Annotated in this window: 19 protein-coding genes and 1 pseudogene; 11 read left to right on the top strand and 9 right to left on the bottom strand. The window is 70.5% G+C overall.

Annotated features, from left to right (window positions below; translation table 11 throughout):
• Window positions 1-178 precede the first annotated feature (178 nt).
• Window positions 179-694, top strand: coding sequence for an Lrp/AsnC family transcriptional regulator (locus KK483_RS18155; RefSeq protein ID WP_262009584.1), 516 nt, complete (start codon window positions 179-181; stop codon window positions 692-694).
• A gap of 49 nt (window positions 695-743) precedes the next feature.
• On the opposite strand, the gene KK483_RS18150 is transcribed toward KK483_RS18155, so the two are convergent.
• Complete coding sequence (locus KK483_RS18150; protein WP_262006254.1) at window positions 744-1,340, bottom strand: TetR/AcrR family transcriptional regulator; 597 nt, start codon at window positions 1,338-1,340, stop codon at window positions 744-746.
• On the bottom strand, window positions 1,337-2,884 hold the full coding sequence (locus KK483_RS18145; RefSeq protein WP_262006253.1) for a 3-hydroxyacyl-CoA dehydrogenase: 1,548 nt from the start codon (window positions 2,882-2,884) through the stop codon (window positions 1,337-1,339). Before KK483_RS18145 ends, KK483_RS18150 begins: the two co-directional genes overlap by 4 nt.
• A 124-nt stretch (window positions 2,885-3,008) precedes the next feature.
• Between KK483_RS18145 and paaN the strand changes: the two genes are divergently transcribed.
• Window positions 3,009-4,685, top strand: a complete 1,677-nt coding sequence (paaN, locus tag KK483_RS18140) for a phenylacetic acid degradation protein PaaN (protein ID WP_262006252.1) — start codon at window positions 3,009-3,011, stop codon at window positions 4,683-4,685.
• 49 nt (window positions 4,686-4,734) lie between these two features.
• Here paaN and KK483_RS18135 read toward each other — a convergent pair whose 3' ends face one another.
• Genes KK483_RS18135 through KK483_RS18125 form a run of 3 tightly spaced genes read right to left on the bottom strand, consistent with a single transcriptional unit; the run spans window position 4,735 to window position 7,474 of the window.
• A complete protein-coding gene (locus KK483_RS18135) occupies window positions 4,735-5,394 on the bottom strand; it encodes a TrmH family RNA methyltransferase (RefSeq protein WP_262006251.1) in 660 nt (219 codons plus the stop codon).
• On the bottom strand, window positions 5,391-6,722 hold the full coding sequence (locus tag KK483_RS18130; protein ID WP_262006250.1) for an HTTM domain-containing protein: 1,332 nt from the start codon (window positions 6,720-6,722) through the stop codon (window positions 5,391-5,393). Before KK483_RS18130 ends, KK483_RS18135 begins: the two co-directional genes overlap by 4 nt.
• On the bottom strand, window positions 6,719-7,474 hold the full coding sequence (locus KK483_RS18125) for a DUF5819 family protein (RefSeq protein ID WP_262006249.1): 756 nt from the start codon (window positions 7,472-7,474) through the stop codon (window positions 6,719-6,721). The genes KK483_RS18130 and KK483_RS18125 overlap by 4 nt, the downstream gene beginning before the upstream one ends.
• 118 nt (window positions 7,475-7,592) lie before the next feature.
• Between KK483_RS18125 and paaA the strand changes: the two genes are divergently transcribed.
• From paaA to KK483_RS18095, 6 genes are all read left to right on the top strand, one after another.
• Window positions 7,593-8,585 (top strand): 1,2-phenylacetyl-CoA epoxidase subunit PaaA, encoded by a 993-nt coding sequence (paaA, locus tag KK483_RS18120; protein WP_262006248.1) that lies wholly within the window; start codon window positions 7,593-7,595, stop codon window positions 8,583-8,585.
• On the top strand, window positions 8,582-8,872 hold the full coding sequence (gene paaB / locus KK483_RS18115) for a 1,2-phenylacetyl-CoA epoxidase subunit PaaB (protein WP_262006247.1): 291 nt from the start codon (window positions 8,582-8,584) through the stop codon (window positions 8,870-8,872). The genes paaA and paaB overlap by 4 nt, the downstream gene beginning before the upstream one ends.
• A complete protein-coding gene (paaC, locus tag KK483_RS18110) occupies window positions 8,869-9,570 on the top strand; it encodes a 1,2-phenylacetyl-CoA epoxidase subunit PaaC (RefSeq protein WP_262006246.1) in 702 nt (233 codons plus the stop codon). The genes paaB and paaC overlap by 4 nt, the downstream gene beginning before the upstream one ends.
• A complete protein-coding gene (gene paaD, locus KK483_RS18105) occupies window positions 9,564-10,076 on the top strand; it encodes a 1,2-phenylacetyl-CoA epoxidase subunit PaaD (protein ID WP_262006245.1) in 513 nt (170 codons plus the stop codon). Before paaC ends, paaD begins: the two co-directional genes overlap by 7 nt.
• A complete protein-coding gene (locus tag KK483_RS18100; RefSeq protein WP_262006244.1) occupies window positions 10,077-11,129 on the top strand; it encodes a 2Fe-2S iron-sulfur cluster-binding protein in 1,053 nt (350 codons plus the stop codon).
• 148 nt (window positions 11,130-11,277) lie between these two features.
• Window positions 11,278-12,411 carry an acyl-CoA dehydrogenase family protein gene (locus KK483_RS18095; protein WP_262006243.1) on the top strand — a complete coding sequence of 378 codons (1,134 nt, stop codon included), beginning with the start codon at window positions 11,278-11,280 and terminating at the stop codon, window positions 12,409-12,411.
• Window positions 12,412-12,469: 58 nt separating this feature from the next.
• Here KK483_RS18095 and KK483_RS18090 read toward each other — a convergent pair whose 3' ends face one another.
• The 4 genes from KK483_RS18090 to KK483_RS18075 form a co-directional block, all read right to left on the bottom strand.
• On the bottom strand, window positions 12,470-12,814 hold the full coding sequence (locus KK483_RS18090; protein ID WP_262006242.1) for a rhodanese-like domain-containing protein: 345 nt from the start codon (window positions 12,812-12,814) through the stop codon (window positions 12,470-12,472).
• Between the two features lie 63 nt (window positions 12,815-12,877).
• On the bottom strand, window positions 12,878-13,801 hold the full coding sequence (locus KK483_RS18085) for a hypothetical protein (RefSeq protein WP_313879323.1): 924 nt from the start codon (window positions 13,799-13,801) through the stop codon (window positions 12,878-12,880).
• 117 nt (window positions 13,802-13,918) lie between these two features.
• On the bottom strand, window positions 13,919-15,361 hold the full coding sequence (locus KK483_RS18080; RefSeq protein WP_262006241.1) for a DUF2252 domain-containing protein: 1,443 nt from the start codon (window positions 15,359-15,361) through the stop codon (window positions 13,919-13,921).
• A gap of 273 nt (window positions 15,362-15,634) precedes the next feature.
• Complete coding sequence (locus tag KK483_RS18075) at window positions 15,635-16,003, bottom strand: helix-turn-helix domain-containing protein (protein WP_262006239.1); 369 nt, start codon at window positions 16,001-16,003, stop codon at window positions 15,635-15,637.
• 113 nt (window positions 16,004-16,116) lie between these two features.
• On the opposite strand from KK483_RS18075, the gene KK483_RS18070 reads away from it, so the two are divergent.
• From KK483_RS18070 to KK483_RS18060, 3 genes and pseudogenes are all read left to right on the top strand, one after another.
• On the top strand, window positions 16,117-16,725 hold the full coding sequence (locus KK483_RS18070) for an FMN-dependent NADH-azoreductase (RefSeq protein WP_262006238.1): 609 nt from the start codon (window positions 16,117-16,119) through the stop codon (window positions 16,723-16,725).
• Window positions 16,726-16,968: 243 nt separating this feature from the next.
• Window positions 16,969-17,505, top strand: coding sequence for a hydrogenase maturation protease (locus KK483_RS18065; protein WP_262006237.1), 537 nt, complete (start codon window positions 16,969-16,971; stop codon window positions 17,503-17,505).
• A gap of 121 nt (window positions 17,506-17,626) precedes the next feature.
• Window positions 17,627-18,331: pseudogene (locus KK483_RS18060) on the top strand (response regulator); the annotation flags it as partial.
• Between the last annotated feature and the right edge of the window lie 116 nt (window positions 18,332-18,447).

The following is an 18,447-nucleotide window of genomic DNA, read 5'->3' as shown; positions in this document are numbered from 1 at the left end:
AGCGGGCATAAGGACCCGTGAGGGCGCGGAGTGTGAGGCGCCTCACCTACCGATTGTTCGGTCGTGGGGGCATTTTGGCTACAGGCACCTCCAGCCTGTGGACAAACGGTTCTCCACAGCCTGGGATAGATACACGTCGTCCAATACAGAGAGGCGGGGGGACGTGACAGCTGAACAAATGGCCGATGGCGGGGACCGCACGGTTTACGAAGCCGTGCCCGGAGCCGCACAGGGACCACCGCCCCGTCCCCTGGACGCCATCGACCGCGACATCCTGCGCATACTGCAGACGGACGGCCGTGCCTCGATCCGAGCCGTGGCCGAGCGGGTGCACGTCTCCCGCGCCAACGCGTACGCACGCATCAACCGGCTCATCGAGGACGGCGTGATCCGGGGCTTCAGCGCCCGTGTCAACCACGAACGCGCGGGGCACGGCGCCTCCGCGTACATCACGCTCAAGATCGTGCAGAACTCCTGGCGCACGGTGCGCGAGCAGCTCCAGGCGCTGCCGGGCGCCGCGCACATCGCCCTGGTCAGCGGCGATTTCGACGTACTGCTGCTGGTGCACACGCCCGACAACCGCACCCTGCGCGAGCTCGTCCTGACGAGGCTCCAGGCCATACCCGAAGTGCTCTCCACCCGCACCCTGCTGGTGTTCGAGGAGACGGACCTGGATCCGGACCCGGCGCGCTAGAGCCGTCGTCCTGGAACAGGCCCCGACCGCTCGGCTCGGCGTGCCGGGGTTACGGGGTGGCGGTGCGCAGCCCGTCGAAGGCGAGCCGGACGACCGCGTCGGCGACCTGCTCCCGGTCGTAGCCGGTGCCCGCCTGCGGCCGGTACCACTCCACCAGGGAGTTCACCATGCCGAAGAGCAGCCTGGTCGCCAGCCGCATGTCCATGTCGGCCCGGAGATCGCCCTCGGCGGCCGCGGCCTTGAGCAGATCGGCGACCTTGTGGTCGAACTCCCGGCGGCGCTCCATGGCCCAGCGCTCGGTCCTGGTGTTGCCGCGGACCCGCAGCAGCAGGGTGACATAGGGCAGTTCGGCCATCAGCACCTCGACGGTGCGCCGGGTCACGTACTCGACCCGCTCGATGGCGCGCCCGCGCACCGCTCCCGGCTCGTCGAGGATGCCGAAGAGCCCGTCGAGCGCCCGGCTCACCGCACGGCGCAGCAACTCCTCCTTGCCCGCGACGTGGTGGTATATCGACGACTTGGAGATCCCGGCGGCCTTGGACAGGTGCTCCATGGAGGTGCCGTCGTAGCCGCGCTCGTTGAAGACGCGGACGGCGACGGAGAGAAGCGTCTCGGGGGTGTAGGTGTCCCGTCTGGCCGTGGTCATCGAATGTCCCCGTTCTCCTCGTACCCGCGACGCACCGTCCCGAGGGCCGGGGCGTAACGGCCTGTGGGGTAGCGCTCATGCAGTGAACCGAGCAGATCGGAGATCCACTGGAAGCCCACCTCGGCACCCCACTCCAGGGGGCCCGCCGGGTAGTTGACCCCCAGCTTCATCGCCGTGTCGATGTCCTCGGCCGATGCGACACCGCGGTCGACGGCGTCCGCCGCGACGTCCGCGAGCATGGCGACCGTACGGGCGACGATCATCCCCGGGACGTCCCCGATCACGGACACTCGCTTGCCGATCGCCTGGAACAGGCCGACGGCTGCCTGGACGCTCTCCGGTGACGTCGTCGGCGCCGCGGACACGGCGATGCGGGTCGCCTTGGCGTAGTCGAGCGCCAGGTCGAAGTAGACGATCTCCTGTTCGTAGAACTCGCAGGAGGTCTCGCCGTCGGCGAGGCAGAGCCGCCCACCGCCCGGCAGTCCGATGTATCCGCCGCCGCGCTTGCGCCGGACCTTGATGCCGGCTTCCTCGAAGAGCTCCACCAGCTCCTCGGCGGGCCCGAGGTCCCCACGGACGGTGATCTCCTCGGGCGCCTCGGCGGAGGGAGCCGTGTGCGGTTCGGGCCGCTCGGCGGCCTCCCCGTAGGGGAACCAGCCCTGGCCCGTCTTGCGGCCGAGCCGCCCCGACTCGACCAAGCGGCGCTGGGCGAGGGACGGTGTGAACTTCGGGTCGTGGCAGAAGGACTCCCAGACGGAGCGGGTGACGGCTTCGTTGACGTCCTGGCCGATCAGGTCGGTCAGCTCGAACGGGCCCATCCTGAAGCCGCCCGACTCACGCAGGACGGCGTCGATCGTGGCGGGGTCGGCCCCGCGCTCCTCGTACACCCGCAGGGCCTCGGCGTAGAAGGGGCGCGCCACGCGGTTGACGATGAAGCCCGGGGTGTCGGAGCAGCGCACCGGGGTCTTGCCCCATGCCTTCGCCGTTGCGTACACGCGCGTGGCCGCGGCCTCGTCGGTGGCGAAGCCGCTGACGACCTCGACGAGCGGGAGCAGCGGGGCCGGGTTGAAGAAGTGGAGTCCGACGAAGCGGCCGGGCAGTCGCAGGGCGCCGGCGATGGCGGTGACGGAGAGCGACGACGTGTTGGTGGCGAGGAGGCAGTCCTCCGCGACGGTCTTCTCCAGGGCGATGAAGAGCTCCTGCTTGACGTCGAGCCGTTCGAGGACCGCCTCGACGACCAGCGCGGAGTCGGCGAGCTCGGCGAGGTCGGCCGCGGGCAGCAGGCGCTCGCGTGCCGCGTCGCGGGCCGCGGCTTGCAGGCGGCCCTTCTCGACCAGCCGGTCCAGCCGGCCTCCGATCGCTTCCGCGGCGTCCCCGGCGCGCCCGGGAACGGCGTCGTAGAGGCGCACGCGGTGGCCGGCGACCAGCGCAACCTGGGCGATGCCCTGGCCCATGGTGCCGGTGCCCACGACGGCTACGGTCCGGTCCGGGCCGATGGCGGCGCCGGCCTCGTCGGCCTGGGCTGCGGCGTCGGTGGCGGTCATGGCTGTGATCCTCCCCTACGAGTTGTCCACAGGTTCTGCGGACCCCCCTTGTCCCGACCGATCGTTCGGTTACTCTAACTCTGTCCGTGTTCCCCTGCCCAGCTCGACGAGGAGTTGGTCTTTCATGCAGCTGACCGAGACCCACCGGCCGACGCTCGACCAGGCCCTCGGGGCGATCCGCTCCCGGGCGTACTGGTCGCCCCACCCGGAGCACCCCAAGGCGTACGGCGAGACGGGTGCGGCCGACGGCCTCGCGGCCTATCAGGCCCTGCTGGGCACCCGCTTCGAGCTGGACCAGCCGGGCACCGACGGCTGGACGGGCGGCGAAGTGTCGCCGTACGGCCCGGAGTTGGGCATCGAGTATCCCCATCCGGACATCGAGGTGCTCCTGCCCGCCATGCGTGCCGGCATGGCGGCCTGGCGCGACGCCGGTCCCGAGACCCGCGCCCTGGTCTGCCTGGAGATCCTGTCCCGGATCAGTGCCCGCACCCATGAGTTCGCGCACGCCGTCATGCACACGAGCGGCCAGGCGTTCATGATGGCGCTCCAGGCCGGCGGCCCGCACGCCCAGGACCGCGGCCTGGAGGCCGTGGCGTATGCGTACGAGGAGCAAACGCGCACCCCTGCCGCCGCGGACTGGTCCAAGCCGCAGGGCAAGCGTGACCCGCTGGAGCTGCGGAAGCAGTTCACGGCGGCGCCGCGCGGCATCTCGCTGCTGATCGGCTGCAACACCTTCCCGACGTGGAACGGGTACCCCGGCCTGTTCGCCTCCCTGGCCACGGGCAACCCGGTCCTGGTCAAGCCGCACCCGCGCGCCGTTCTCCCGCTGGCGCTCACGGTGCGGATCGCGCGCGAGGTGCTGGGCGAGGCCGGGTTCGACCCGAATCTGGTAGCGCTGGCCGCCGAGCGCCCGGGCGAGGGCATCGCGAAGGTCCTTGCCGTGCGCCCTGAGATCAAGATCATTGACTACACGGGTTCCACGGCCTTCGGGGACTGGCTGGAGGCCAACGCACGCCAGGCCCAGGTCTACACGGAGAAGGCCGGAGTCAACACGGTGGTGATCGACTCCACCGACGACTACAAGGGCATGCTCTCCAACCTGGCCTTCTCCCTGTCGCTGTACAGCGGCCAGATGTGCACCACTCCGCAGAACCTGCTGATCCCGCGCGACGGCATCCCGACCGAGGCCGGCCACAAGTCGTACGACGAGGTGGTCACCGACCTCGGCGCCGCGGTGGGCGGTCTGCTCGGCGACGACGCCCGGGCGAACGCGCTGCTGGGCGCGCTGGTGAATCCCGATGTGAAGGCCCGCCTGGAAGCGGCGGCCGGCCTCGGCGAGGTGGCCCTGGCCTCACGCGAGGTCGCCAACCCGGAATTCCCGGACGCCGTGGTGCGCACGCCCGTGATCGTGAAGCTGGACGGCGCGCGGAAGTTCTGGGACGGGGCCGACGACGAGGCGGCCTATCTGTCGGAGTGCTTCGGCCCGGTGTCGTTCGCGGTCGCGGTCGACTCCACGGAAGAGGCGCTGGAGCTGCTGCGCCGGACGGTGCGCGAGAAGGGCGCAATGACGGTCGGGGCGTACACGACGTCGGAGGCGACCGAGCGGGCCGTCGAGGAGGTCTGCCTGGAGGAGTCGGCCCAGCTCTCGCTGAACCTGACCGGTGGCGTCTATGTGAACCAGACGGCGGCCTTCTCCGACTTCCATGGCTCCGGCGGCAACCCGGCGGCGAATGCGGCGCTGTGCGACGGCGCGTTCGTCTCGAACCGCTTCCGCGTGGTGGAAGTCCGCCGCCAGGCCTGACGGACGGGGCCGGCGGTGCCGGCCGCTCCCGGGTCGCGCAGGACACGGCTCAGGGGGCGGGCGGCACCTCGGCGTGGCGCTGCACCCATGCGTGCATCGCGATCGCCGCAGCCGCTCCCGCGTTGATCGAGCGGGTCGAGCCGAACTGGGCGATCGAGCAGACCATGGCGGCGTGCTTGCGTGCCTCCTCGGTGAGCCCGGGGCCTTCCTGCCCGAAGAGGAGCACACACCGCCGGGGCAGCTCGGTCCGCTCCAGCGGCACCGCACCGGGCAGATTGTCGATTCCGATGATCGGCAGCTGCTCGGCCGCGGCCCAGGAGGTCAGCGCCTGGGTGTCGAGGTGATGGCGGACATGCTGGTAGCGGTCGGTGACCATCGCCCCGCGCCGGTTCCAGCGCCGCCGGCCCACGATGTGGATCTCCTTCGCCAGGAAGGCGTTGGCGGTCCGCACCACGGAGCCGATGTTGAAGTCGTGGCCCCAGTTCTCCACGGCCACGTGGAAGTCGTGACGCCGGCTGTCCAGGTCGGCGACGATCGCCTCCCGCGTCCAGTAGCGGTACTGGTCGACCACATTGCGCCGGTCCCCGTGGGCGAGCAGCTCGGGGTCGTACGGGCCGCCCTCCGGCCAGGGGCGCGGATGGGGCCCGACGCCGATCTCGGAGCCGTAGCCGTCGTCGTACTGAACGGGTTCCTCGGTCGCGCTGCTCACCCGACGAGGGTACGTGCCGCCTGCTCGGCGGGCGCATCGCGCTGCTCGGGGACCCGCTTCGCCCGGCTCCGGAACACCCGGTCCCGGCCCAGCGCCACCCGCCCGCCGAGCCACACCAGGAACGCCGTGGGCAGGAAGACCGCGTCCGCGGCGATCATGGCCATCGAGAAGAAGGGCAGCCCGAGCAGAAGGGCGATGCCCGCGTGCTCCAGCATCATCGCCGCCAGCAGCACGTTCTTGACCTTGCGGTTGAAGAGCGTGAACGGGAAGGCGACCTGCACGATGACGGTGCCGTACGTCACCAGCATCACGATCAGACCACTGCCGGCCAGGATGTCGGAGAGCGCGGGCCAGGGGGTGAAGTAGTCGAGGTTGAGCGGGTAGTACAGGGCGGTTCCGTCCTGCCAGCGCGATCCCTGGATCTTGTACCAGCCCGCGGTGGCGTAGATCAGACAGACCTCGGCCATGATCACGGCGAGGGTCGTGTTGTGGACGAGGTTGGCGAGGACGTCCAGCAGCGTGCGCAGCTCGCTGCCCGGTGCCCGACGGTTCACCGCCCACCACACACCGTGGAAGACCCACAGACCCCAGAAGAGCGTGGTCACCCACCATTCCCCGCCGATCCGGTCCAGGGCCGTCCCCACGACCAGGACCACGCCCAGCACGGTCCACAGCACCGGGCCCGCCACGTCCCGCGCCCGGTCGGTCCGCCGCCGGGAGTCGAGGGACCACACCTGTCCGCAGCGGGTGAGCACCAGATAGATCGCCATGAGGTGGATGACGTTGTCGCCACCGTCCCCCATGAAGATCGACCGGTTCTGCAGCGACAGCACACCGATCATGAAGAGCACCGACATGGCGCGGGTGCGCCAGCCCAGCATCAGCAGCGCGCTGGAGAGCACGGCTATGACGTACAGGCACTCGAACCACACCGCACTGTCGGACCACATGAGCGCGGTGAAGGCGTGGTTGTTGGCGATCAGTTGCTGGGCCATGTCCCAGCCCCACGGACCCTCCGGGCCGTAGAGCTCGTGGCGGTGCGGGAACTCCCACAGGAGGAAGAGCAGCCAGGTGGCCGAGAAGCCGACGCGGACGACCGCGCTCTGGTACGGGCCGAGCGCGGTCGAGGTCACGCGCTGGATGGCGTGGGCGAGGCGCCGGTCCGGGTTCGGGGACCGGCGGCCGGACTCGTCGCGTGGCCGGCGCGGCTCGTGGGGCACGTGCGGCTCGTGGGGCACGTGCGACGTGTGGGCCATGTGCGACGCGTGCGGCTCGTGGCCTGTGCGGTTCTCGCGGTCGGGGGTCTCGTTGTCGAGGGCCTGAGTCACTTGCCCGCCTCCGTACCGCTTCCCGCGTTGCCGGCGCCGTCGTTCCGCGTGTCCAGGGGCAGATCCGCCTCGGTCACCTTCCACCACGGAAGGACCCGGTAGTACGGCCGGGTGTCCGTCTTCTCCTTGCTCCACGCCGGAGCCTTCACGGAGCGGGTCACGGAGCGGAGCTGGATGCGCTCGACCTTCCCGCCCAGCTCATGGTGGTCGAGCCGCATCATCACGATGCGCCGGACGTAGCGCTCGGAGAGCTGGCCGCGCAGGCCGTTGGGCCGGTTGTCGTCGGTGTGGGAGTTGGCGTAGAAGTCCCAGCCGCGGCGGAGTTCGTTCTGGTGCACATGGCTGGGAAGGAGGTTGCCGCGGATGGCCTCCGCGTCCTCGGCCGAGAGGTCGATCCACCCGCTGGTCCGGCGCGCTCCGTCGCCTTCGGCGACCTCGGCGCGCACCTGGACGCCGATGTTCTGCTGCAGCGGGTTGGGGGCGAAGAGCTTCCAGTTCTGCTCGAACTCGGGGTAGACCCATCCGTCGATGGCCTCGCCCTGCTGCTTGGTCACGGTGTTCGAGGGCGACACATGCAGGAAGACCATGGCCAGATGGGTGCAGCCCAGGAGGCCGATGAGAGCGAGGGCGACCGCCGCCACCGCCTGGTAGGGCAGGGAGAGGCCGACTATGCCACCTATGCCTCCCCTGGCGCCCTCGTCACCCGGAGGCGCGTCCTCGCGCCTCGCGCCCTCGTCGCCGTACGAGTCCATCCCGCCCCGATCCCCACGGTCACTTCGATCCACCGGTTATCCACAGGGTTGACACCTTACGGGCCGCAGACCCACCATTGAAGTCATTCAACCGAACGATCGGTCGGTAGGGGTCCCGATGACGGCAGTGACTGCGGAGCACACGGCGGATACGACGCACCAGGCGCGCTTCGACGCCGCCGTGGCCGCCGACGAGCGCATCGAACCGCGCGACTGGATGCCCGATGAGTACCGGTCGTCGCTGGTCCGCCAGATGGCCCAGCACGCCCATTCGGAAATCATCGGCATGCAGCCGGAGGCGAACTGGATCACGCGCGCGCCGTCGCTGCGCCGCAAGGCGATCCTCATGGCCAAGGTGCAGGACGAGGCGGGCCACGGGCTGTATCTGTACAGCGCGACGGAAACGCTCGGGACAAGCCGCGAGGAGCTGCTCGACAAGCTCCACTCCGGCCGCCAGAAGTACTCGTCGATCTTCAACTACCCGACACTGACCTGGGCCGACGTCGGCGCGATCGGCTGGCTGGTGGACGGCGCCGCGATCACCAACCAGGTGCCGCTGTGCCGCTGCTCCTACGGCCCCTATGCCCGGGCCATGGTGCGGATCTGCAAGGAGGAGTCCTTCCACCAGCGCCAGGGGTACGAGCTGCTGCTGGCCCTGTCGCAGGGCACCCCTGCCCAGCACGACATGGCGCAGGACGCGGTGAACCGCTGGTGGTGGCCGTCCCTGATGATGTTCGGCCCCCCGGACGACGAGTCGGCGCACTCGGCGCAGTCCATGGCCTGGAAGATCAAGCGGCATTCGAACGACGAGCTGCGGCAGCGCTTCGTGGACATCTGCGTCCCGCAGGCGGAGGCCCTCGGCCTGACCCTCCCCGACCCGGACCTCCGGTGGAACGAGGAGCGGGGTCACCACGACTTCGGTGCCATCGACTGGGACGAGTTCTGGCAGGTCCTCAAGGGCGACGGCCCGTGCAACGAACAGCGCATCACCCAGCGGCGCAGGGCCCACGAGGAGGGCGCCTGGGTCCGCGAGGCGGCCGCGGCCTACGCAGCGAAGACGTCATCGGACAAGGCAGAGCGCGACGAGGCGCAGGTGGAGGCAACGGCATGAGCAGTTCGACCGACTGGCCGCTGTGGGAGGTGTTCGTGCGCTCGCGGCGCGGGCTGTCGCACACCCACGCGGGGAGCCTTCACGCCCCTGACGCCGAGATGGCGCTGCGCAACGCCCGCGATCTCTACACCCGGCGCAACGAGGGCGTCTCGATCTGGGTGGTGCCGTCGGCAGCGATCACCGCTTCGTCCCCGGACGAGAAGGACCCCTTCTTCGAGCCGGCCGCCGACAAGCCGTACCGCCACCCGACCTTCTACGAGATCCCGGAAGGGGTGAAGCACCTGTGAGCGCCGCACTCGCGCTGGGCGACGACGCGCTGGTGCTCTCGCACCGGCTGGGGGAGTGGGCCGGGCATGCCCCGGTCCTGGAGGAAGACGTCGCGCTGGCCAATATCGCCCTCGATCTGCTGGGCCAGGCACGGACCCTGCTCTCCCTCGTCGGCGACGAGGACGAGCTGGCGTATCTGCGCGAGGAGCGGGCATTTCGCAACCTCCAGCTGGTCGAGCAGCCGAACGGCGACTTCGCCCACACCATCGCCCGCCAGCTGTACTTCTCCACCTTCCAGCGGCTGCTGTTCGGGCAGCTCGCGGCAGGCGGCGGCGAGTTCGCGGGGCTGGCGGCGAAGGCGGTCAAGGAGGTCGCCTACCACCAGGACCACGCCGAGCAGTGGACCCTGCGCCTCGGCGACGGCACGGAGGAGAGCCACCGGCGGATGCAGCGGGCCTGCGACGCGCTGTGGCGGTTCACCGGCGAGATGTTCCAGCCGGTGGAGGGCCTGGACGTGGACTGGGAGGCGCTGCGGGAAGGCTGGCTGGAGTCGGTCACGGCCGTGCTGGAGCGCGCGACCCTGACCGTCCCGGACACGGCCACCACGGGAGCCTGGTCAGCGGGCGCAGGCAGGCAGGGTCTGCACACGGAGCCGTTCGGGCGGATGCTGGCCGAGATGCAGCATCTGCACCGCAGCCACCCGGGGGCGTCATGGTGACCGACACGACCGGCACGACGGACACACAGCTGGAGGCCGAGCTACGCAGGCTGGCCGGGGCCGTGCCCGACCCGGAGCTGCCGGTGCTGACGCTGGAGGAGCTCGGTGTGCTCCGCGGGGTGCAGATCCTCGGCCCCGGCAGGGTCGAGGTCGAGCTGACCCCCACCTACACCGGCTGTCCCGCCATCGAGGCGATGGCCTCGGACATCGAGCGGGTGCTCCACGACCACGGGATACCGGAGGTGTCGGTGGTCAAGGTGCTGGCCCCCGCCTGGTCGACGGACGACATCAGCGCGGAGGGCCGGCGCAAGCTCACGGAGTTCGGGATCGCGCCACCGAGGCCGGGGGCGATGGACGGGCCGGTTCCGCTCACACTCACCGTGCGCTGCCCCCACTGCGGCTCCACGGACACCGAGCTGCTGAGCCGCTTCTCCTCCACCTCGTGCAAGGCGCTGCGCCGCTGCACGGCCTGTCTCGAACCGTTCGACCACTTCAAGGAGTTGTAGATGTTCCATCCGCTCCGGGTCAGCGAGGTCGAGCGGCTCACGGACGACTCGGTGGCCGTCACCCTCGCGGTCCCCGCAGAGCTGCGCGACGCCTTCCGCCATACGCCCGGCCAGCACATCGCCATCCGCCGCACGGGCGCGAACGGCGAGGAGATCCGGCGTACGTACTCGATCTGCGCACCGGCCGCGGCCACCGGTGAGGAGCCCGTGCTGCGGGTCGGCATCCGGTTGGTCGACGGCGGCGAGTTCTCGACGTACGCCCTCAAGGAGCTCTCCGTCGGGGACACGGTCGAGGTCATGCAGCCGATGGGCCGGTTCGTCCTGGAGCCGCGTCCCGGGCACTTCGCGGGGGTCGTCGGGGGCAGCGGCATCACCCCGGTGCTGTCGATCGCGGCGACGTTGCTGGCCCGGGAGCCGGGGGCGCGGTTCTGTCTGATCCGCAGCGACCGCACCGCGGCTTCGACGATGTTCCTGGAGGAGGTCGCCGACCTCAAGGACCGCTACCCGGACCGCTTCCAGCTGGTCACGGTGCTCTCTCGGGAGGAGCAGCAAGCGGGGCTGCCGTCCGGGCGGCTCGACGAGGAGCGGCTGACGGGTCTACTGCCCGCGCTGCTCCCCGTGCCGCAGGTGGACGGCTGGTTCCTGTGCGGACCGTTCGGGCTGGTCCAGGGGGCGGAAAGGGCGCTGCGCGGGCTGGGTGTCGAGCGGAGCCGGATCCACGAGGAGATCTTCCATGTGGACGCCGTGCCCGCGCCGGCTCCGACCGCGGCGCCCGCGCACAGCACGCTGAGCGCGACGCTCGACGGCCGCTCGGGCAGCTGGCCGGTGCAGGAAGGCGAATCACTGCTGGAGACGGTGCTCAGGGCCCGTTCCGACGCGCCCTACGCCTGCAAGGGCGGGGTCTGCGGGACGTGCAGAGCGTTCCTGGTCTCGGGAGAGGTCCGGATGGACCGGAACTTCGCGCTGGAGCACGAAGAGACGGAGGCGGGCTATGTGCTGGCCTGTCAGTCCCATCCGGTGACGCCCGAGGTCGAGCTGGACTTCGACCGCTGACGCCGGAGGTGTCCGCGGCCGAGGCCGCGGACACCATTCCCTTCCGCTAGAACCTGTTCTATCTTGACGATCCGTCAGATCGCTGAGCCGTCGGGACCATGAGGCCCCTCGGTTGCGGGCAGGGCCGGGTGCGCGGGAGGACTGGGCAGTGGACTTCACCTTCACCGAGGAGCAGCAGGCGGCCGTCGAGGCGGCGAGGGCGGTCTTCTCGGGCGTCGCGCCCGATGGGGTGCTGAGCCCCGCCCTCACCCCGGGCGCCGTGGACGGGGAGTTCGACCGGCCGCTGTGGGCGAAGCTCGCGGACGCCGATCTGCTGAGCCTGGTGCTCGCCCCGGAGCACGACGGAGCGGGTCTGGACGTCATCGCGCTCTGCCTGGTGCTGCGCGAGTCGGCAAAGGTGCTGGCCCGGGTGCCACTGCTGGAGACCAGTGCCGTCGCGATGACCGTCGAGCGGTTCGGCAGCCCGGCCCTGGGGGCCCGCGTCCTTCCCCGGGTCGGCCGCGGGGAACTGGTCCTGACCGTCGGGGCCAACGGCCGCACCGGTCACGACCCGGCTGAGCTCGCCGTCACGGCTCGTCAGGAGGACGGGGCATGGGTGCTCGACGGGGTGCAGACGGCGGTGCCCTGGGCGCAGTGCGCGGGCCTGGTCGCCGTCCCCGCGCATACGGGCGACGGACGTGCGGTACTGGGCCTGGTGCCGCGTGGCCACGAGGGCCTGACGCTCTCCGAGCAGGTCTCCACGAACGGCGAGCTCTTCGCCGAGGCCCGGCTTGATTCCGTACGGCTCGACGGCGAGAGCCTGATCGATGCCGAGGGAGCCTGGGAGTGGCTGCGCGGCCTGCTCACCACCGGCACCTGCGCCCTGGCGCTCGGGCTCGGCGAGCGAGTGCTGTCGATGACGAGTGAATACACCGGCAAGCGCGAGCAGTTCGGCTTCCCCGTCGCGACCTTCCAGGCCGTGGCAGTGCAGTCCGCCGACCGCTACATCGATCTGCGCGCGATGGAGGCCACGCTCTGGCAGGCCGCCTGGCGGATCGCCACCGGTGCGGGCGGGTCGCTGCCGACGGCCGGGGACATCGCGGTGGCGAAGATCTGGGCCTCCGAGGGCGTGCGGCGCGTCGTGCAGACCGCACAGCATCTGCACGGCGGTTTCGGCGCCGACACCGACTACCCGCTCCACCGCTACCACGCGTGGGCCAAGCAGCTCGAGCTCTCGCTCGGCCCGGCCGCGGCCCATGAGGAGGTCCTGGGCGACCTGCTCGCCGCCCACCCCCTTGGCTGACCCTCGCGCTGTGACTCCTGCGGGCCCTGTCAGGGCCTCTCCCGAAGGGCTGGCCGGCTCAGAGCACGTGCGCCGGGCTGCCGTCCTCGGTGACCATCGGGCGTCCCGCGGCGGCCCACGCCTGCATCCCGCCGTCGATGTTGACGGCGTCGATGCCCTGCTGCACCAGGTACTGGGTGACCTGGGCGGAGCGGCCGCCGACCCGGCACATCACATGGGCGCGACCACCCTCGGCCACGGCTTCGGTGACCTCACCGAAGCGGGCCACGAAGTCGCTCATCGGAATGTGCAGCGCACCCGCGACATGACCGGCCGCCCACTCGTCGTCCTCCCGGACGTCGAGCACCAGACCGTCGGCCGGGACGGACACGACGTCCACCGAGGGCAGCGGAGCGAAATTCATGGGTGATGCCTTCTCTCGTAACCACGGGATGCGTACCGTGCGCGACGGCCGTCCCTGAAAAACCTACTGCACCATGGAGGCCAGCTCGGCCTCACGCTGGGCGACCTGCGCGAGCAGCTGCTCGGCGATCTCTTCCAGCAGCCGGTCCGGGTCGTCGGGCGCCATCTTCAGCATCGCGCCGATCGCGCTGTCCTCGAGCTCCTTGGCAATCACGGTCAGCAGTTCCTTGCGCTGCGCCAGCCACTCCAGTCGGGCGTAGAGCTCGTCGCTCTCGCTGAGCCGGTGGGCCTCGGGCTCCGGTCCGGCGTCCCACTCCTTCGACAGTTCGCGCAGCAGGGCCTCGTCCCCCCGCCCGTATGCGGCGTTCACACGGGTGATGAACGCCTCCCGGCGCGCCCGCTCCTTCTCCTCCTGCGCCAGATCCGGGTGTGCCTTGCGGGCGAGCTCCCGGTAGAGCTTGCGGGCCTCGTCACTGGGCCGCACCCGCTTCGGCGGCTGCACGGACTGCTCGGTCAGCATCGCGGCCGCCTCGGGGGAGAGGCCGTCCGAATCGATCCAGTCATGGAAGAGCTCTTCGACGCCGGGCATCGGCATGACCACGGCCCGTGCCTCCTGCGCCCTGCGCAGGTCCTCCGGGTCGCCGGTGCGGGCGGCACGGGCCTCCGCGATCAGGGCGTCCAGCTCGTCGAGCCGGGAGTACATCGGGCCGAGCTTCTGGTGATGCAGCCGGGAGAAGTTCTCCACCTCGACCCGGAAGGTCTCCACCGCGATCTCGAACTCGATCAGCGCCTGCTCGGCGATGCGCACGGCCCGCTCCAGCCGCGCCTCGGGCCGCTCACCGCCCGCGCCGCCCGCGGCGCCCGCACCACCGGCCTCGCCCTGCGCGCCCCGGCCGTCGCCGTCCAGGGCTTCCCGCGCGTCCCGCACCTCGGACGCGTCCTGCGCACTCGGCACGCCCTGCTCGTCCACGCTGCTCTGCTCGTCCACGCGGTGGTCGTCCTGATCGTCGTCGGTCCGGGTCGTCCGCGCCCGGGAGGGCCCCGGGTCACCCGCCCAGCGTATGGCAGAGCTACGGCACGCCAGGGCGGCCGGGCCCTTGGCCCGTCACACCCCCAGCTCGGCGGCTATCCGGCCGCTGCGCACCGCGGCCACCAGCTCGGCGTGGTCCGCCTCGGTCCGGTCCGCGTAGAGAACGGCGAAGCCAGCCACCGCCTCGTCCAGCTCCTCGTTCTTCCCGCAGTACCCCGCGACCAGCCGCGGGTCGACGCTGTGTGCATGGGCCCTGGCGAGCAGTGCGCCCGTCATCCGGGCGTAGTCGTCTATCTGGTCGGCCGCAAGAGCCGCCGGGTCCACGCTGCCCTTGCGGTTCCTGAACTGCCGCACCTGGAAGGGCCTGCCCTCCACCGTCGTCCAGCCCAGCAGGATGTCGCTGACGACCTGCATCCGCTTCTGCCCCAGCACGACCCGACGCCCCTCGTGCACCGGCTCGGGCGCCTCGAAGCCCGCCGCCTCGAGATGCGGCAGCAGCGCCGACGGACGCGCCTCCTTCACCTGGAGCACGAGCGGCTCGCCACGGTGGTCGATCAGCAGCACCACATACGACCGCGTCCCCACGCTGCCGGTGCCCACGACACGGAAGGCGACATCGTGGATGGCATACCGGGCGAGCAGCGGCAGCCGGTCCTCGGAGAGGGTCTCGAGGTACTCCCCGAGCGAGGAGGCGACGGCCGCCGCCTCCTCGTCGGCCACCCGGCGCAGCACGGGCGGTGCGTCCACGAAGCGGCGTCCTCCGTCCGGCCCCGCCTCGGTCGACTTGGCGGCGAACCGGGCGCTCGTGTTGCTCCGGGCCTTCTCCGAGACCCGCTCCAGCGTGCCCAGCAGGTCCCGCGCGTCCGTGTGGGAGACGAGCTCCTCGTCCGCGATCGCGTTCCACGCGTCGAGCACCGGAAGCCTGGCGAGCAGCCGCATGGTCCGCCGGTAGGCCCCGGCCACATCGAACGCGGCCTTGCGGCAGGTGTCCTCATCGGCGCCCGCCTCACGGCCGGCGAGCACGATCGAGGCCGCGAGGCGCTTGAGATCCCACTCCCACGGCCCGGCGGCCGTCTCGTCGAAGTCGTTGAGATCGATGACGAGGCGCCCGCGCACGTCCCCGTACAGCCCGAAGTTCGCCGCGTGGGCGTCGCCGCAGATCTGCGCCACGACGCCGGTGACGGGGGTCGTGACCAGGTCATGCGCCATCAGCCCGGCCGAACCGCGCAGAAACGCGAAAGGCGTCGCGGCCATCCGTCCCACCCGGATCGGGGCGAGCTCCGGCACCCGGTCCCGGCTGGACTCCTCGACAGCCTGCACCGCGTCCGGCCGCCCCGCTCCGATGATGAGCGTGTCGTGCGACGAGCGCGGCACCCGGGCCCGCAGTGCCTTTCCGGTCACCTTCGGCGAGTCCGAGGCGCCTCCTGCCGCCCGCGCCGCGAAACCCGCGATCTCCGGGACCCGCACACCCCCGGAAGCCGACCGCTGCACCGGCACAACCGTTTCGACCTCACCCATGGCGGGATCGCCTCCCCCGACGTCGCACAACATCAACTGACCAAGACGGTACCGCCAGGCAAGGCAGCCGTCTCCCCCTGTGGAAAACCTCGGCGCCACCTCCACGACCAGCGCATCTCTCCAGGCATATGCCGAGTCGCCGACGGCGCCGGCAGAGGTTCCCGCGGACATCCCCCAGCCGTTCTCCGGCTTCGCTCCCGCAGCGCCGCTCCCGCACTCACGCCGACAGTCACTCGGCGGTCACTCGGCAGTGACTCCGGCTGCGCAGTCCCTTCAGCAGGGCCCGCCCTCTCCCCGCATGCCGCCCACACCGCCCGGCAGATGCGCCTCCGCCCAGCGTCCGAGTTCCTTGAGCGCGGGCTCCAGCGCCGTACCGGCTTCCGTCAGCCGGTACGCGACGCGCAGCGGCGGACCTTCGTCGACCTCGCGCACGACCAGTCCGGCAGCCCCCAGCTCCGTGAGCCGGTCGGACAGCATGCGCTCGCTGATGCCGGGGATCGCCCTGCGCAGCTCGGCGAAGTGCACCGGCCGCTGCATCAGCACCGACACGATCGGGCCGGTCCAACGCTTTCCGAGCAGTCCGAAGACACGCGTGATCGACCCGTCGACCTTCTTGCAGTCGTGCTCGCCGTGGTCCGCCATGGCCCCAGGGTACTGCCCACTCGTGAGGTGGTGAAAAAAGGTAAGCAGCTGTGGTATTCATAGTTACGCACGTAAGTATCACCACAACCACTCGCCCCATCTGGAGTTACGTCATGGCCACGCTGCTGCACATCGATTCCGCCGTCTTTCCCCAGGGCTCTGCATCGCGCGACGTCACGGCCGCCTTTGTGAAGTCCTGGCTGGAAGCGCACCCCGAGGGCGAGGTCGTCTACCGGGATCTGGCCGCCAACCCGCTGCCCCATCTGGACATCACCGCCGTCTCCGCGGGAGCGGACGATGCGCTCCGCTCCGAGCTCGCCGCCGAACTCGCGGCCGCGGACGCGGTACTGATCGGTGCCCCCATGTACAACTTCACGATCCCCTCCACGCTCAAGGCATGGCTGGACCAGGTGATCATCGTCGGCCACAACGCCGGCCCCGGCGTCTCCGCGGGCATCCCGATCACCGTGGTCGCCAGCCGTGGCGGCTCGTACGCCCCCGGCACCCCGCGGGAGGACTTCGAGTTCGTACAGAACTACCTGGAGAAGGTCCTGAACGGGATGTTCGGCGCCGAGGTCGACTTCATCGTTCCCGAGATGACGCTGGCACCGATGAAGCCCGAGATGGCCGAGTTCATCCCGCTCGCCGAGGCGTCTCGCACCAAGGCGTTCGAGGAGGCCGAGCAGAAGGCGAAGGAACTGGCGACGCGCCTGGCGGCGTAACGACACGAGATTCGGCGGGGCGGGAGCGAGTGCGAACGCACGCCCCGCCGATGTTCCACGTGAAACATCGCCGCAGTCCGCCAGAGCTGGGCGGAAAAGGCGGGGCGGCCCCGGCACCAGGGCCATTCGGCCCATGTGCCGAGACCCGCGAGCGGCTCAGCGTGGACGGCATAGGGACACAGGGCGGGAGGAAGCACGATGCAACCCGTGACGATGGAACCCCTGACGATGCCACCCCGGACAATGAGCCCCCCTACACGGATCGCCCTCATCGGCCTCGGCAACGACTTCAGGCACGACGACGGCGTGGGCTGGGCGGTCATCGACGAGCTCCGGAGGCGAGCCACGCAGCGTCCCCTCCCCCTCGAAGCCGAGCTCAGCACCTGCAACGGGGACCCGGGCCTGCTCATCGCGCTGTGGCAGGAGGCAGACCTGGCAGTGGTCATCGACGCCGCCCACGCCCAGCCGGATGACCCTGGGCGGATCAGCCGGATAGAAGTGTCCGGCCGTCGAAACGGGCACCCCTCGTCGACGGAACCCCATGGCCCTGTGCTCCGTGAGGGCATCGAGCTCTCCCGCGCCCTCGGGCGCATGCCGCGGCGGCTGGTCGTATATGCCGTACAGGGCGCCAACTCATCACTGGGTCATGGGCTGTCGCCCATCGTGGCGTCCAAGGTCGGGCTCGTCGCCATGAGTATCGAAGAGGAGCTCCTTGGCCTGACCGGTGACGGAACGTACCGGAGTGATGGCACGTACCGGAGTAACGGAGCCCCGGTGTGAAAGGGCCCGTGGTGTGAAAGGGACAAGGCACCGGCCAGCCGCGTTGCACCCCCTGCGGGAGTCGCGATGATCAGGTGGGACCACCAGGCACGTGGCACCACCACAGCTGCGAGGGGCTCACATGTCCGATGCACCGTCCGAGGCCCCGCCGAAAGTGCCTTCCTTCTCGGCCGAGGCTCCCATCCGGGTCTTCCTCCTCGACGACCATGAAGTCGTCCGACGCGGCCTGCACGACCTGCTCGGCGCCGAGTCCGACATAGAGGTGGTGGGAGAGGCGTCGACCGCCGCGCAGGCCCTGACCCGCGGCCCCGCGCTACGCCCCCACGTCGCGGTCCTCGACGTCCGCCTCCCGGACGGCGACGGCATCACCGTCTGCCGCGAGCTGCGCTCGAACATGCCGGACCTGGCCTGTCTGATGCTGACGTCCTTCGACGACGAAGACGCCTTGCTGGACGCCATCATGGCCGGGGCGGCCGGCTACGTACTCAAACAGATCAAGGGTTCCGACCTGGTCGCCGCCGTGCGCACCGTGGCCACCGGGCAGTCGATGCTCGACCCGGCCACCACCACGCGGCTGATGCGGTCGCTGCGCGCCCCCGAGGCAGCCCGTCCGGCCGAGGACGAACGGCTGGCGGTGCTGTCGGAGCGGGAACGAGCCGTACTCGACCTGATCGGCGAGGGACTGACCAACCGCCAGATCGGCAAGAAGCTCTATCTGTCGGAGAAGACCGTCAAGAACCACATCTCACGGCTGCTGTCGAAGCTCGGTGTGGAGCGTCGCGTACAAGCCGCGGTCATCGCCACACAGAGCCACGAGCAGCACGACCACGGACACCACGGGCAGCAGAACCACACGGGTCCGGGATACACGGATCCGAGCCACGGACCCGAGGACCAACACCAAGACCAAAACCAAAACCGGGAGCAGGAGCAGGAGCAGGA

The sequence above is a fragment of the Streptomyces sp. FIT100 genome (assembly GCF_024584805.1).
In the GTDB taxonomy this organism is placed as follows: domain Bacteria; phylum Actinomycetota; class Actinomycetes; order Streptomycetales; family Streptomycetaceae; genus Streptomyces.
Note: the sequence above shows the minus strand (reverse complement) of the source record. Positions and strands in the feature narration are given on the sequence as shown.

Excerpts from the sequence above, each read along its gene's own strand:
- KK483_RS18155 (WP_262009584.1), top strand. The coding sequence starts at position 179 with ATGGCCGATGGCGGGGACCGCACGGTTTACGAAGCCGTGCCCGGAGCC.
- KK483_RS18150 (WP_262006254.1), bottom strand. The coding sequence starts at position 1,340 with ATGACCACGGCCAGACGGGACACCTACACCCCCGAGACGCTTCTCTCC.
- KK483_RS18145 (WP_262006253.1), bottom strand. The coding sequence starts at position 2,884 with ATGACCGCCACCGACGCCGCAGCCCAGGCCGACGAGGCCGGCGCCGCC.
- paaN (WP_262006252.1), top strand. The coding sequence starts at position 3,009 with ATGCAGCTGACCGAGACCCACCGGCCGACGCTCGACCAGGCCCTCGGG.
- KK483_RS18125 (WP_262006249.1), bottom strand. The coding sequence starts at position 7,474 with ATGGACTCGTACGGCGACGAGGGCGCGAGGCGCGAGGACGCGCCTCCG.
- paaA (WP_262006248.1), top strand. The coding sequence starts at position 7,593 with ATGACGGCAGTGACTGCGGAGCACACGGCGGATACGACGCACCAGGCG.
- paaB (WP_262006247.1), top strand. The coding sequence starts at position 8,582 with ATGAGCAGTTCGACCGACTGGCCGCTGTGGGAGGTGTTCGTGCGCTCG.
- paaD (WP_262006245.1), top strand. The coding sequence starts at position 9,564 with ATGGTGACCGACACGACCGGCACGACGGACACACAGCTGGAGGCCGAG.
- KK483_RS18100 (WP_262006244.1), top strand. The coding sequence starts at position 10,077 with ATGTTCCATCCGCTCCGGGTCAGCGAGGTCGAGCGGCTCACGGACGAC.
- KK483_RS18090 (WP_262006242.1), bottom strand. The coding sequence starts at position 12,814 with ATGAATTTCGCTCCGCTGCCCTCGGTGGACGTCGTGTCCGTCCCGGCC.
- KK483_RS18080 (WP_262006241.1), bottom strand. The coding sequence starts at position 15,361 with ATGGGTGAGGTCGAAACGGTTGTGCCGGTGCAGCGGTCGGCTTCCGGG.
- KK483_RS18075 (WP_262006239.1), bottom strand. The coding sequence starts at position 16,003 with ATGGCGGACCACGGCGAGCACGACTGCAAGAAGGTCGACGGGTCGATC.
- KK483_RS18070 (WP_262006238.1), top strand. The coding sequence starts at position 16,117 with ATGGCCACGCTGCTGCACATCGATTCCGCCGTCTTTCCCCAGGGCTCT.
- KK483_RS18065 (WP_262006237.1), top strand. The coding sequence starts at position 16,969 with ATGAGCCCCCCTACACGGATCGCCCTCATCGGCCTCGGCAACGACTTC.